The sequence below is a fragment of the Lactobacillus acidophilus genome (assembly GCF_034298135.1).
Classification (GTDB): Bacteria; Bacillota; Bacilli; order Lactobacillales; family Lactobacillaceae; genus Lactobacillus; species Lactobacillus acidophilus.
This window is the reverse complement of record NZ_CP139575.1, coordinates 365,748-380,010: the sequence shown is the minus strand read 5'-3', so window position 1 is coordinate 380,010 and position 14,263 is coordinate 365,748. Positions and strand designations below refer to the sequence as shown.

Sequence of the window (14,263 nt, the reverse complement as noted above, 5' to 3'; positions counted from 1 at the left end):
CTTTTTACAAAGCTACTGTCATCAATATTCTCCTTTTTAAACATATGTTCTTACAAACTGATGTTTTAATTATAAGTGAAGATGATAATTTTAGCAAACAAATTTTCGAAAAAATAAACTTACCAACAATTTTGTCAGTAAGTTTATTTGAAATATTTTATTTTCCAAGTGAGTAAGTAATTGTTACATTGCCATTGCCTAAAGCGCGGTGCATTTCATTTGCGCTAACATTTTTGATTCGAGCAATGCGAGTAAAGTTCCAAGAATTTTGTCCATAGTACAAAACTACGTATTTACCTTGATACAAAATCACATCCCCTGCTTGAGTAGTAATTTGCTTATCACTTCGTGGTAAAGACCAAGGCACGTTTTTAATGCTAGTTACACAAAAGATCCGCATCCCGTTGGCTTAAAACTTAAAAATATAAAAGTTGGCTCAAGCGGTGCCCTTTGGGTAATATACAAGCCTATTTATAAGTAAATACCTCATATAAAAACATGACTACAACAAGTATGTCATGTTTTTTATATTATTAACGTTTTTCTTGATAATAATTATTGGATTGTCAACACTACCGGCGTAATGCCTGTATTGGGAACTTTTTAATGTCTGGTCCAAAAATATAATAATTTGTTCCCTTTATTCTCCAAAACGATTTAGAAGAATGTTGGAAAGACCTATCTACAACCACTTTTTGTCCCGGCTTATAAGGCAAAATAGTTTTAGTAATTTTCCCATTCATATTTCTAGCATAGTATTTTCCATCTTTAGTCGTTGCTTTTCCCATTGTAACTGTAGCTTCAGTTGTAAATAACTGCCTACCGTTTATGTAACCGATATTAGTTGCTCTAATATATTTATTATTTGCAATTTTATAATATTCTTTTCCATTAATAATATGATATTTTACCGACAATACACTATATTTTACCCATAACATACCTTCATGCGTACGTTGAATCGCCATATTATAGTAATAAAACTTAGGTAAATTCTTTTCTGTTTCGATTTTTTCGTTTAATTTATCTACATAATTAATTGCTGTGCCTTTTCTAAGTACAGTATTTTTTTCAACTCTTTTACCAGTCTTATCATAAATATACGAATCACGATATATACTCAACGTTCCTTTATCATTAAGCGAAGCAACATTATAGCCTAAGAGATAACGATTACCACCAATATTATAAAACGATGCTTTTTTATGACCACGCCAGACCATGTATTTGGGTTCACCATAATATTCAGCAACTGTTCCCTCTTTTAGAACTATATTTTTATCTCTAGCATCAACTATTGCATTTCCATTTTTGTTATATACTTTTGCACCACGTGAACGAATAGTAATTGTATTTTGTACTGCATGAACATGATTTGCAGTTTGAATGGAAACTATAATTCCTGAACAAGCAGCTATTAAAAATGTTGTTCCAATAACTAATCTCTTAAATTTCATTACCGACACCTTCTTCCCTTAATTAATAACCCTTAACTAATATAATTATAATATATTTATGAAAGCGTTTTCTGATATCGCGCTAAATTTTAATAAATATTAACTAAAAAAAGAGGGAATAAATCCCTCAATAAAACATAACCTGTAAAAATCTTTTTTATTCAAATTTCCAATCAACAGTACGCTTAAATTTTTCAAATGGTAAAAGCGTAATTTGTCCTAAATCATTACCTTCTGCAGGTGGACATTGTGCTTCAAAAGTAATTCCATCATATTGACCAATGTTATTTACGATACCTGTATGGTTAAAATGATTTCCTGCATAAAGAACCAACGCTGGTGCATTAGTTTTTACAATAAGACGATGTTTATTAGAACTCAATAGCGCAGCAGGGTTGTTACCATTCAAAATAAATGGATGATCAAGTCCATTGCGCAATTTAATCTGTGAGTCATCACTATTAAGTGCATCCCCAATTCGCTTAGTCTTTCTAAAATCAAAAGCAGTTCCAGCTACTTCGGCCATTCCGCGATCAGGCAAGCCTGCTTCATCAACTGGCAAATAATAATCCGCATTCATCTGTAAATTCAAATCTTCAGCACGCTCACCCAAATTAAAGTAAGTGTGGTTAACCGGATTAAAAATTGTCAACTTATCACTAACTGCTTCAAGCAGATAATGCAAATTATTCTCATTATCTAATTCATATCTAGCATGTAGCTTTAAATTACCTGGATAATCATTATTTCCATCTGGATCAAATAAAGTTAGATCTACTCTAGCATGTTCACTATCGCAAGACGGTCTAAAATCCCACACGTGCATATCTGTACCAATACCACCGTGAATATGATTATCACCATCATTCAATGGCAATTGATGTATTTCATTGCCATGCTTCCATTGTCCAGCACGAACGCGACCAGCAATTCTACCAACTGTGCCGCCCAAAAAATTCCGCTCTTTAGAATAATCTTCTGGCGAATTAAGTGACAGAATCATATTTTCACCATCAAGTAATACTTTTTCTAGCGTAGCTCCATAATTTAGGACTTTAACAGCCATTCCAGCATCATTTTCAAGTGTAATTTCACAAAGATCTTTATTATCTTTGCGTTCATATTTTACAAAATTAGTTTTCATTTTAATCCACTTTTTCAACTAAAGCTGAAATAAATTTATCCCAGCCTTGATCACCGTCTTCATTATTCTTAAATACACCGGCATCTTGTAAAACTTGTTCGAATACTTCAACCAAAGCTTGTTGCATCACTTGATCAACATTCTCTTGAGAGATATTTTCTTCAGACTTAATTCGGTCAGCCCATTCTTTATGACTGTCGGCTATCTTATTTTCTTCACCCAGCCAATATTTCTTTACTTCTTCAAGCTCACTTTTAAGTCGACCTGGCAAAATTGCCCGCCCCATTACTTCAATTAAACCAATATTTTCCTTTTTAATATGCCACAATTGCTTGTGTGGGTGGAAAATACCAAGCGGATAATCTGCACTTGTATTGTTATCACGTAAAACAAGATCAAGAATAAATTTCTTACCTTCACGGTGCATAATTGGAGTAACTGTGTGATGACGAGTATTGTCAGTAAATGCTCTAATATCACGAGCGGGGTCAGAGTATTGATTCCAGAATCTGATAATTTTGCTACCTAAATCAATTAAATCAAGCGAATTTTCACTACTTAAGCGTAAATCACTCATTGGCCAATCAACAATTCCGGCTTTAACGTCAGGATACGCATCAAAGGATACGTCTTTCTTAATCTTAGCCTTCATCATTGGGAATGTATGACGACCACCTTGATAGTGTTCATGCGATAGCATTGAGCCACCAACAATTGGTAAATCTGCATTTGAGCCAACGAAATACTGTGGTAATGTTTTTTCGATTTCTACCAAATTAATCAACGTTTGTTGATTAATTTCCATTGGGATATGCTCTTGATCTAAAAAGATACAGTGTTCATTAAAGTAAGCATATGGTGAATATTGAAAGCCCCATGGTCTGCCTGCAATACTCATTCGGATAATTCTCAAATTACTTCTGGCATTTTTGCCATAGCCACCTAAGTAGCCTTCATTTTCAAGACAAAGTGCACATTGAGGATACTTCTTTCCTGTAGCATGAGCTGCCGCAGCAATAGCCTTAGGATCTTTTTCAGGTTTAGATAAGTTAATCGTAATTTCTAAACCATGACCTTTGGAACTAGTTCCCGAAAAGACTACATTCTTAGCAATTGCTTCTTCTTTTACATAATCATCGTTTACGCAGAGCTGATAGAACCAATCGGTAGCTTTTTTAGGAGAGTTTTGCATTTTTTGCCAGAAAATATTATTGGTCTTCGAAGGAGTTGGCGTCATTAGATCATATAATTGATCATTCAACACTTCTTTTGAAGTTACATCATCTGGGATTTTTTCATTTTCTACAGCAATATCAACTAATTGTTTAACTGCAGGCTTATCATTTTCTTCTTCATCATGATCACCTACCAAACTGCGAATTTTATTAATTACGTATACTCGATCAAGTGGTTCATACGCACCGCTATTAACTACTTGATCTGCAAACTTTTCGATAACTTTCATTACTTATTCCTCAACACAATTAGATTTTCTTAGTACCATCAACAATTTCAGCATCATAAAAACTAGCATCATAACCAATCTTGTCACGATAAATTTTACCGACATTCTGCTTAAAGTTTTCAGCTTCACTCTTTTTTACGATAGCGATTGCACTACCACCGAAGCCACCACCAATCATTCTTGCGCCTAAAACTCCTGGCTGCTTCCATGAAGCTTCAGCTAAAGTGTCAAGTTCATCACCAGTTACCTCGCAGTCATAATGAAGTGAGACGTGAGAAGCATCGATCAAGCGACCAAGTTTTTCTAAATCACCATCTTGCATAGCCTTAGTAGCACGCAAAGTTCTTTGGTTTTCACTTACAGCATGACGAGCGCGTTTTAATTCAGTTTCATCATTAATAAGATAAGAATATTCATCTAAAGTATCATTATCAAGTTCACCCAATGACTTAACATCAAGCTTTTGTTGTAATTTTTCAAGTGCATCATGACATTCACGAACACGATCATTATATGCGGAATCAGCTAAAGTATGTGGCTTGTTAGTGGCCATAATGATGATCTCATAATCGCCTAAGGCAAGTGGCTTATATTCATATTCCAAAGTATTACAGTCAAGGAAAATTGCACTATCCTTTTTACCCATAATGCAGGCGAATTGATCCATGATACCTGAGTTCAAGCCTACAAATTCATTTTCAGTTCTTTGTCCCATTTTAGCTAATGCAATGCGATCAACATCGAGGTTAAATTCGTCTTTAAGAATGATACCCATGAGCATTTCAATAGCTGCACTTGACGAAAGATCAGAACCAGATGGCAAGTTAGCTTTGATATATAAGTTAAAGCCGTGGTTGATGTTGTCGTACTTTTCACGTAAGTAAGTGATCATTCCCTTGAAGTAATTTGCCCAGAAGCGGTCATCTTTTTCAACAGTTGTATCATTGATATCAAACTCAACAACATCACCGTCAACATCGCCAGAATATAAGCGGACCTTCGTATCATCTCTTGGTCCATATACACCATAGACACCCAAGCTAATTGCAGCTGGAAAAACATGACCACCATTATAGTCAGTATGTTCACCAATTACATTAATTCTTCCAGGTGAGAAAAAGACGTCTTGGCCGTTTTCATTAAATGTTTTTTCGTATTCAGTGAGAAGTTCTTCTTTATTCATCGTTTTTACCTCAATTTTTACTGTAATCGTTTTCAGATAATAGTATATACTCTTATTTGTTTTTGGTAAATGGTTTACTCAAATAAATAAATTATTTAATTTTATATAATAAAAAAGGAAACATTCTGTAAGAATATTTTCTTTTTTAAACTAATTATTTTAAATTTTGTCCATTTTCTTTTATCACATCACGATACCAATAGAACTTTAAACCCACTATTTATGATCCTTCTTGTTTTTTATAATAACCATTAATCTTTTAAATTTTAAAATAGATATTACTCCGCCAATCATTACAGCACTTTTTAGTGGCGCGACAGCAACAGAATTATTTACATTCTTTTCTTCACTAATCCCATCTTTCTTATTTTGCGTAATAGTATTCGCACTATAAATTACGGTTTCTTCTCTATTTTGTTTATCAAGGAAATTTTTACTATCAACCGTAACCTCATCAGGACCAACCATCGGCTTATCTGCTGTATATCCAATAATAACTGGGCTAGGCAAAGCTTCAAAAGTTTGAGTCAGCGACCATTTACTATCCCAAATTTCTTTACCATTAGTCAAATCCCTCTTACCTGACTGTGTAAATATTAATGACACAACATGATCATCATGTGCAACCGCCCCATCTTCATATCTATAATGAATAGTTTGCGTTACTACCTGCGTCCGTTTAATTGGTTCTATATCATGTGCATATACAACTTTATGAACTTTAAGAAGAGGATTTTTAAAAGTATCATCCGTTACTTCAACATCATACGCACTTACTTCATTTATCTCTGGATTTACTAAATGATGATTTCTTACCACGGGATGTTCTACAGCACTAAAAGTTGCCGTAGTCTTTGGTAACCAATTGCTATTCCATGTCTGCTTACCAGTAACATTATCCAGAATTCCTGTTTGTTCAAAAATTAAACTAGCCGTGTAATCATCATAAACCGGTCTTTCATCTTCATCTACATAGTGAATCATCTGTGTAACCTTTTGAGTACGATGACTCATCTTTTTAGTTTGGTTTATTTTAGGAGTTTGCACAGCAGCAGCCTTCGTCGTTTCAGTATCAGCTCTCTTCAAACTTTCAACTTCAACAATTTCATCTTCTCGTTTACCAGTTGCTTTAACTCTACGATTACTTGAATTCATTACAATTCCAGTACTTACAATCACAGAAGCTACACTAGCAGTAATTTTTTGTACATTAGATTTCGTATTTTTATGTGGCATTTTAAATGGCCTCCATTAGTATATATTCGTCCATCTTTTATACATTTAATACCTAAATCTTATCTTAGAGCTAAATTAATACAAAGTGATATACTGTCACTTTATAAAAACTTAAGCGTTTTCATAATTGCTACAAAAAATAAGAAAATCATTAATATCTTGTCTTAGAATCCATGAGTCGAAATATCATATGGTGAATTCAAAATCATTTGTTTCATCAATTTCTTTGTTTCTTTCAATGTCATCTCGTCTGTATATTCTAACCATGCGAACAATGGTCCTAAAAAAGATAATGCGTATCTTCTAGCAAGTAATGTCAACTTCAATTTATCTTTTTTCAAAATATATTCCTGATTGTACAAATGAAAATAGTAAACAATTAATTTTTTAACAGTATTGGTAGTTACACCAACTATTTGATTTTTAAAACCTGGATCACCATTTTCAGAAATAAGCGACTGTAACATATCCTTATGTTTATTAAAATAATTAATTAGTTCATTAATATTGCTGTCAATCAATCTACTTATGTCTTTTTTACTTGGTGCATGATTTACAGTCCCCCAGTTTTTACTATCCATGCTTAATGCAATCCTAAATTCAGAAAACAAAGAATTTTCTAAATCCCGTAACACTTCACTTTTATCAGAATAATATTTGTAATAACTAGATGACGATACCTGTGCTTTTTGAATAATATCTTTATCTTTAATTTTGTATAGCGGCATGCTGTTTATTGCTACTATCAAACCTGATTGAATTCTATTTTTAGTATTAACAATTCTAATATCCATATTTATCCCATTTACTTTCCTTTTACCTTAAACAAAATACTCAAATACAAATAAGGCCGGACATTTTCGTTCGACCTTATTTATTTGATCTACGGGGGAAAAATAAATTATTGTGTAAGAACTAATTTCTCAATACTTGAACATCCCAACCTTTCATATCTTTATGAGCTTTTTCACCAGTTAAAATATCTTCATAACCTGTGAACTTGCTTGGTAACGTTCTTTCTTCATTACTCATATTAAGCACAAAGTAAAGTTCCTTACCATCTTCAGTAACACGCTTAGTTATTTCTAGTTTATGACTATCGCAAACCAGTGATTCAACACCCGTTTCAAAAATAATATGATTGAATAATTGAGTTAACCCTTGATGTTCAAGCCTTGTACCAATATACCAAGCCCTACCTTTGCCATATTGATTTTCGGTAACAGCTGGCGTACCTGCATAAAATTCACTCGCATAAGTTGCCAAAATCTTAGCGTCATTTGGATGAATCAAGTTACAGATCAGACCAGTATCATAATCCTTACCATTCATTAAGACCTTAATCTTTTGTCCTGGGACTACTGCATCACTTTCTTCAACCCAAATGCCTGTAACTTCCTTCAATGGACCAGGATAGCCACCAAGATATACATTATCTGATGAGTTCACCATGCCTGACATATAAGTAGTGACAAAGTTACCACCGTTTTCAACATAGTCGTTGATCTTCTTATCAAGACCATGTTTAACCATATAAAGCACAGGCGCTACAACCAAATCATAGTTGCTAAAGTCATCGTCTACACCAATGATGTCAGTTGGAATATTGCGTTCATAGAACTGACGGTAGTAATCAAGAATAGAATCTACATAGTTCAAATCTTGAGTAATTCCGTCCACATACTCATACGACCAGAAGTTACTCCAATCAAAGACAATTGCGACCTTTGCCTTAGTCTTTGACCCTAAAATCGTTGGTCCAGCATTCTTTAATTTCTTCCCTAAATCAGCTAGTTCTTTAAATACTCTAGTATCGGTTCTTTGCGAATGAGCAATAACTGCACTGTGGAATTTTTCGGAGCCACCAACTGCTTGTTTTAATTGGAAGAATTGTACCGTATCAGCACCATGGGCTACAGCTTGAAATTCAGTTGCTTCCATTTGTCCAGGCCGCTTAAGCGGACTATATGGTTGCCAGTTAACTTGTGAAGGCGCAGATTCCATTAACATAAATGGCTGATGTTTCAAGCTTCGCATTAAGTCATACAAGAATGCCGCTTTATATGCAGGAGCATCATAAGTTGGATAACTATCATATGAAATAATATCTTGACCTTTTGCCCACTTTTGATAATCAACCATCTTGTTAGGCAAACCATGGAAATTAGTCGTTACAGGAGTTTCCGGATCATATTTTTTAATAATCTTCTTTTCCATCTTGAAAAGATTTTGCATACTTTCAGATTGAAAACGCAGATAATCAATTGAAAGACCAGCTACAATAGTTTCACTACCTTCTATTCCCCATACATCCCCTAACTCATTAGGAACAACAATTTCATCCCAGTCATAAATCGTATGGCTCCATACATTCATATTCCATGCCTTGTTAAGACCTTCAACGGTCTTATATTTATTCTTCAACCATTTTCTAAAAGCGTTTTGACAATTCTCACAATAACAGTTGCCACCATATTCATTGTTTATGTGCCAAACTACGATATGCTTATTATCCTTGTAGCGTTCAACTAACTGCTTTACTAATTCACCAGCTAATCTTTGATAATTTGAGCTATTAGGACAGAAGTTATGCCGCTGACCAAATACATGACGTCTGTCTTGATAATCTACTCTGGCAATATCGGGATATTTTTTAAACATCCAAGCTGGCATCGCTGCTGTGGCTGTTCCCATCACAATATCAAAGTTAGCATCAGATAATTGTTGTACAACTTTATCTAATTTTGAGAAATTATATTTTCCTTCTCTTGGTTCAAGCAATGCCCAAGAAAAAATGTTAATCGTTGCCGAATTAATATCCGCCTTTTTAAATACGTGAATATCTTTCGACCATGTTTCTTCTGGCCATTGGTCAGGATTATAATCACCACCATAAAGAAAACGTGATAATTGTGTCATTTTATTTCCTCTATCTAAATTTAACTTCTACAACTTTTTCACCGTGCTCAACAGTTGTACCGGCTTGAATTTCACTAGTCTCCTGAATTCGACGAGGCTGCGTATAGAACGTAACTATTGTGTCTTTATATCCATTATTCAGTGCTAAGTCTCGATCAAATTCTAGTAACAAGTCACCCTTCTTAACGTGTTGCCCATCGTCATAATAAGTTTCAAATCCTTGTCCACGCAAGTTAACTGTTCCCAGACCAACATGAACGATTACTTGTAAGCCATCATTTGAAATAATTTCAAATGCATGCTTTGTACCAAAAGTAAATTTAATCTCACCATCAAATGGTGCATAAATTTTACCTGTACTTGGCTTAATTGCAAATCCCTTACCTGGAAAAGGACGACCGTCCTCATCAATTACCGAAGACATATTCATTAATTTACCATCTGCTGGAGCATAGATTGTTACTTCTTTCGGACGAGCTGCTTCCGTATCGGCTTTTTCAAGCTTTCCTTCAGCAAGTTTATCCTTTAATTCTTCAACAACCTGTGCGTGTTTCTTTTCACTCAAGTTTACTTTAGTCATGAATACCACAATTGAAATTGCAGCTAAAACTAATGGAATATATAAAGCCATAGTATTAAAAGTGCTAATATCATGTGCAGTCATATCCGCAGCTGTAGCCGTTCCCGTCATTCCTGCAGCAATAGCTACATAACCAACCAAAGCGTTAGAAACAGCGCCAGTAAATTTATCAACCATCGGACGGACAGCCAAAACAACGGCTTCATTTCTTTGACCACTCTTAAGTTGGCCATATTCAATGGCATCAGTTAAAGTCAAAACAGTAACTAATTGTGCAAAGTTAATGTTGAACAGGATCAAACCTAAGTCCATCAATACAACATTATCACGACAGAAAATGAATAAAAGATATGCACAAATCATACAAGTTTGACCTGCAATGAATAGCCATTTTCTTGGAATATATTTGTTTAAAATTGGAAACATTGGACTAACGCAAAATCCAATAATAGTAGCTATAAGCCCTACTACCCAGAATTCTCCTGGTTTACCAATTACGAATTTATATAGATAGAATAAAACACCGTTGGTAATTGTATTGGCAAGTGAAAATACTAAGTAAGCTAGACTTGGCCAAAGTATTTGATCATTATGAAAAATAGCACTGAAAACTTGACGTAAAGTAGTTTTTTGCTTAGCCGAATTTCTAATTAAGTTATGCTTTTCTTTAGTACCGAAACATACAATGATGGCACAAATAATCGCCAAAGCTGAAATTACGGCCGCAAAAGCGAGCCAGCCAGGAGCTCCCTCTTCATTTTTACCAGTCACTGCATAAGTAACTCCAGTTACTAAAGGAACTACGATAATTGCTAATCCATTCCAGCCAATAGCACCTGAAAAAGCACCTAGAGAAGTATAAATACCACGCTCATGTGAATCTTCACTTAAAGCCGGTACCATCCCCCAATATGAAACATCAGATAATGAATAGAAGACATCAAATCCAATATAGATAATTACGAAAAGGATTGCAAAAAGAATCCAATTACTTTGTGCTAAACCGAAAATCCCAGTAAACAAGATTAATAATAATACTGCACTAACCATGGTTCCAATGAATATCCATGGTTTAAATTTACCCCATTTTGTTTTTGTATTATCAACAATATTGCCTAAAATTGGATCAATTACTAGTTCTACGATTCTTATTAAAACCATTAATCCGGTGATTAGACCGATTAGTTTGTCAGCTACCGATTGCTCTAATCCACTAAACATTCCACTAGTAATAAAAATAATAAAGTATGTGCTCATTACACCATAAAAGGCTGCGTGTCCTAAGTTGCCCAGACAGAATGATGCATAGGAAATTATTTGTTTCCCCGAAGTTTTATGACCATTTGCCATAATATTCCTGCTATATAAAACATGGAAATATGTAGAAGAAGACGAATTTTCTACATATCAGAAAGATATATTTTTCCTTTCTTTGTTTCACTTACTGTCGTCTTCACTAGTATTCTGATATTCCACTTGGGAGTAATCACATTGACCAGCTCTTACAGTTTAAGGGCTTAGCCAGCCCCGTTGTCTTTATTTCTTTTTATCTTGCTAAAGCTAAAAGATTTAAAACCGCATTTTTATCTCGATCGTTCTTGTAGCCACACTCATAACAGATATATTCATTATGTTTGGTACCATGCTTTTTGTTACCTTGCAAAGTGATCTTTTCCTCGCCTTTTTTGACATAACCGCACGCAGCACATCTTTGAGTTGATGGGTATGTTTTATCAGCTAAGATCAATTCTTTGCCATACCAATTACACTTATAAGTTAATATCTGCCTAAATCTACTAAACAGCGATCTCTGCATTCCTTTGGAAGCTACATGGGTCATCATCATTTGCTTTACTGCTAAGTCTTCAATTACAATTTGGTCGTAATTATCTACAAGCTTAGTAGTGAACTGCTGTAAAAGATCATTTTGGATATTAGCTACCTTGCGATAATCTCTTTGCAATTTGGTTCTCACTGCAAAGTAATTATTTGATTTTGTAGCTAACTTACCGTTAACTTCTCTTTTACGAGCTAACATTCTTTGATAATGCTTGATGCGCTTATAAAGCTTTTGCAATTTAGCAGGCAAAACATTGATTTTGCCATCTGTGTAATTAAAGTGACCGACATTGACATCTACTGCTGTCTTTTGATGATTTTTAGCCTTACTTGAAATCTCTTCTTCATAAGGCAAAGCCGCATAATAAGCTCCTTTTTCTTTGAAGATACTTATTACTTTGACTTCATTCATCTTTAGAGCTTCATAGCTTTTTAAATCAAACCAATCTGCTTTTGAAATGCTTCTTGGACGATCAAGGCGAAGCTTGCCATTAACAATCTTAGCCCTATCAGTTTTAAAGCCTTGTCTGGGAGCTTTCTTTGATTTAAAACTAGGTATTCCCCAATCAGGTTGAGCCTTATCAAAGAAATTCTTCCAAGCATTAGCTAAGTCTTTAATCGCTAATTGTAAACATCTAGCAGACAAATCATATTGCCAGTCAGCTTTATTTGCGACTAGTTCATCGCGGACTCTGCGTTCGTTAGGACTGGGATTATCTTTTTTATTTAATGTATGAGCTTCATACATTAATTGCCAAGTTTCTAAGCCTTTATTCCAGCAGTATCGCCGATAGTCACATAAAGCATCAAGATGCTTTTGTATGGTCTTATTAACTTTTAGCTTTACTACTTGTGTTTTAATCATTGCTTCACCTCCCAGAATGCAAACATAAGTTTATCTAAGAAGACGAAGCAAAACAAGTAAATATTGAATCAAAGCTTATTTTCCATGTTTAACTTTCTAAATAAGCTTAATCTTTTGTTTTCATCTATAAATTTCTACATATTTCTATATTTTTATTAACTGTTAACCAGCTCCTCAAATGTTATTAACTGTAACCGTTTACAGAATCGAGTATACTCTCGATACTTTATTTAGTAAATGATTTATTTATATTAACTAAATAATTTACTTTTGGTAAAAACAAAAAAGAACACTATAATCAAGCATTCTTTTTGAGGAATATTAGAAATAATTTTTTTATTTACTAAAAAATTTACTCACCTTTAGGAACAAAACTTTTACGTACTACTAAGTCCGTATTCATATTTACATCAATATGAGCACGATCAGGTTGAATAATTAAATTGGTTAGCATCGTTAATGCCAAATCAATCATTTCTTGTTGGTTAATATTGTACGAAGAAAGCGGTGGTGACACATATTTAACCACATTACTGTTATTAATACTTAAAATTGCCGTATCTTTTGGCACATTAACATTTTCTTCATTAAAGGCCTGCAATACACCAACACTCAAAGTATCCGAAGCAATTAAGAAAGCATCTGGTAAATTATCTTCACATTCTTTTACTACTTCTTTACCCAACTCATATCCATTTTCCACACTAAATGGTCCTGACACAAACATATAGTTAGTATCTTTATTTCGAACCTTCATATATTCCGCAAATGCTACGGCACGTGGATCATTTTCTTGGATATGATCATGCTTAGGTCCAACACCACCGATAAAGCCAATGGTTTTGCAGTCATTTTTAATAAATAAATCAATTGCATTTTTAACTGTTAAGGATAAATTAGGTCGAATAGAATCAAATAATTCAGGAGCAGGATTAGTATCAACAAATACGCCATTAGGTAAAACTTTATGCAATTCAAGTAGTTCCGCATTCTCAATTGGTGCCGCACCTACCCCAATAAAACCCTGAAATAATGAAGCATTTTCGATCAAGTCTTTTACATTATAGAAAGTCTTCATCTTCATAGACTTTTGTTTTACGGTTTCTACTAAGGCTTGCTTTAAAGAAGTAAAGTATTCATCTTGCAATTGCTCTTTATGATTAGTGCGATAAAGGAGTGCAATTGTTGGCTTAATTTCCTTTTCTTGATGATCTTTCCAATAACCAAGCTTGTTAGCTATTTCTAAAATTTTATTTTTAGTATCTGCTGTGATTGATAAATTAGGGTCATTATTAAGTAGCCGCGAAACTGTGGCAGGTGAATAACCCGATTTTTGTGCAATCTCTTTAATAGTTGTCATAGTTAATTTCTTTTCTTTTTAAAAAACTTACTTACGTTTATTATACAAAATATTTACTCAATTCCAATAAATATTAATTTTAGCAAAAACAAATTTTTTAAGAATCTTCGTAATAAATATTTTACTGTTTTTAGATAAATATTTTATTTTATTGGTTAATTTTTTATTTGGTGATATAATAAAAGCGTTTTCAAAAATAATTTATTATAGAAATC

General features: G+C 33.8%; 11 protein-coding genes. All 11 read right to left on the bottom strand.

Annotation, left to right across the window (positions count from 1 at the left end; translation table 11 throughout):
• Nucleotides 1-157: 157 nt before the first annotated feature.
• Complete coding sequence (locus SO785_RS01650; RefSeq protein WP_003548158.1) at nt 158-400, bottom strand: cyclophilin-like fold protein; 243 nt, start codon at nt 398-400, stop codon at nt 158-160.
• A 172-nt stretch (nt 401-572) separates the two neighbouring features.
• On the bottom strand, nt 573-1,457 hold the full coding sequence (locus tag SO785_RS01645; protein ID WP_011254468.1) for an SLAP domain-containing protein: 885 nt from the start codon (nt 1,455-1,457) through the stop codon (nt 573-575).
• Between the two features lie 157 nt (nt 1,458-1,614).
• Nucleotides 1,615-2,601: an aldose epimerase family protein gene (locus SO785_RS01640; RefSeq protein ID WP_021874120.1), complete on the bottom strand. Its 987-nt coding sequence runs from the start codon at nt 2,599-2,601 to the stop codon at nt 1,615-1,617.
• A gap of 1 nt (nt 2,602) precedes the next feature.
• A complete protein-coding gene (locus SO785_RS01635; protein ID WP_003548166.1) occupies nt 2,603-4,066 on the bottom strand; it encodes a UDP-glucose--hexose-1-phosphate uridylyltransferase in 1,464 nt (487 codons plus the stop codon).
• 19 nt (nt 4,067-4,085) lie between these two features.
• Entirely contained in the window at nt 4,086-5,249 is a 1,164-nt protein-coding gene (locus SO785_RS01630; RefSeq protein WP_021874121.1) for a galactokinase, read from the bottom strand.
• A 216-nt stretch (nt 5,250-5,465) separates the two neighbouring features.
• Nucleotides 5,466-6,485, bottom strand: coding sequence for a mucin-binding protein (locus tag SO785_RS01625; protein ID WP_003548169.1), 1,020 nt, complete (start codon nt 6,483-6,485; stop codon nt 5,466-5,468).
• 164 nt (nt 6,486-6,649) lie between these two features.
• Nucleotides 6,650-7,279 carry a TetR/AcrR family transcriptional regulator C-terminal domain-containing protein gene (locus tag SO785_RS01620; RefSeq protein ID WP_003548174.1) on the bottom strand — a complete coding sequence of 210 codons (630 nt, stop codon included), beginning with the start codon at nt 7,277-7,279 and terminating at the stop codon, nt 6,650-6,652.
• A 121-nt stretch (nt 7,280-7,400) separates the two neighbouring features.
• A complete protein-coding gene (locus tag SO785_RS01615) occupies nt 7,401-9,404 on the bottom strand; it encodes a beta-galactosidase (protein WP_011254470.1) in 2,004 nt (667 codons plus the stop codon).
• Between the two features lie 10 nt (nt 9,405-9,414).
• A complete protein-coding gene (locus SO785_RS01610; RefSeq protein WP_021874124.1) occupies nt 9,415-11,334 on the bottom strand; it encodes a PTS sugar transporter subunit IIA in 1,920 nt (639 codons plus the stop codon).
• A 196-nt stretch (nt 11,335-11,530) separates the two neighbouring features.
• Nucleotides 11,531-12,688: an RNA-guided endonuclease InsQ/TnpB family protein gene (locus SO785_RS01605; protein ID WP_107789234.1), complete on the bottom strand. Its 1,158-nt coding sequence runs from the start codon at nt 12,686-12,688 to the stop codon at nt 11,531-11,533.
• 352 nt (nt 12,689-13,040) lie between these two features.
• Entirely contained in the window at nt 13,041-14,048 is a 1,008-nt protein-coding gene (locus SO785_RS01600) for a LacI family DNA-binding transcriptional regulator (RefSeq protein WP_003548182.1), read from the bottom strand.
• Nucleotides 14,049-14,263: the final 215 nt, after the last annotated feature.

Excerpts from the sequence above, each read along its gene's own strand:
- SO785_RS01650 (WP_003548158.1), bottom strand. The coding sequence starts at position 400 with ATGCGGATCTTTTGTGTAACTAGCATTAAAAACGTGCCTTGGTCTTTA.
- SO785_RS01645 (WP_011254468.1), bottom strand. The coding sequence starts at position 1,457 with ATGAAATTTAAGAGATTAGTTATTGGAACAACATTTTTAATAGCTGCT.
- SO785_RS01640 (WP_021874120.1), bottom strand. The coding sequence starts at position 2,601 with ATGAAAACTAATTTTGTAAAATATGAACGCAAAGATAATAAAGATCTT.
- SO785_RS01635 (WP_003548166.1), bottom strand. The coding sequence starts at position 4,066 with ATGAAAGTTATCGAAAAGTTTGCAGATCAAGTAGTTAATAGCGGTGCG.
- SO785_RS01630 (WP_021874121.1), bottom strand. The coding sequence starts at position 5,249 with ATGAATAAAGAAGAACTTCTCACTGAATACGAAAAAACATTTAATGAA.
- SO785_RS01625 (WP_003548169.1), bottom strand. The coding sequence starts at position 6,485 with ATGCCACATAAAAATACGAAATCTAATGTACAAAAAATTACTGCTAGT.
- SO785_RS01620 (WP_003548174.1), bottom strand. The coding sequence starts at position 7,279 with ATGGATATTAGAATTGTTAATACTAAAAATAGAATTCAATCAGGTTTG.
- SO785_RS01615 (WP_011254470.1), bottom strand. The coding sequence starts at position 9,404 with ATGACACAATTATCACGTTTTCTTTATGGTGGTGATTATAATCCTGAC.
- SO785_RS01610 (WP_021874124.1), bottom strand. The coding sequence starts at position 11,334 with ATGGCAAATGGTCATAAAACTTCGGGGAAACAAATAATTTCCTATGCA.
- SO785_RS01605 (WP_107789234.1), bottom strand. The coding sequence starts at position 12,688 with ATGATTAAAACACAAGTAGTAAAGCTAAAAGTTAATAAGACCATACAA.
- SO785_RS01600 (WP_003548182.1), bottom strand. The coding sequence starts at position 14,048 with ATGACAACTATTAAAGAGATTGCACAAAAATCGGGTTATTCACCTGCC.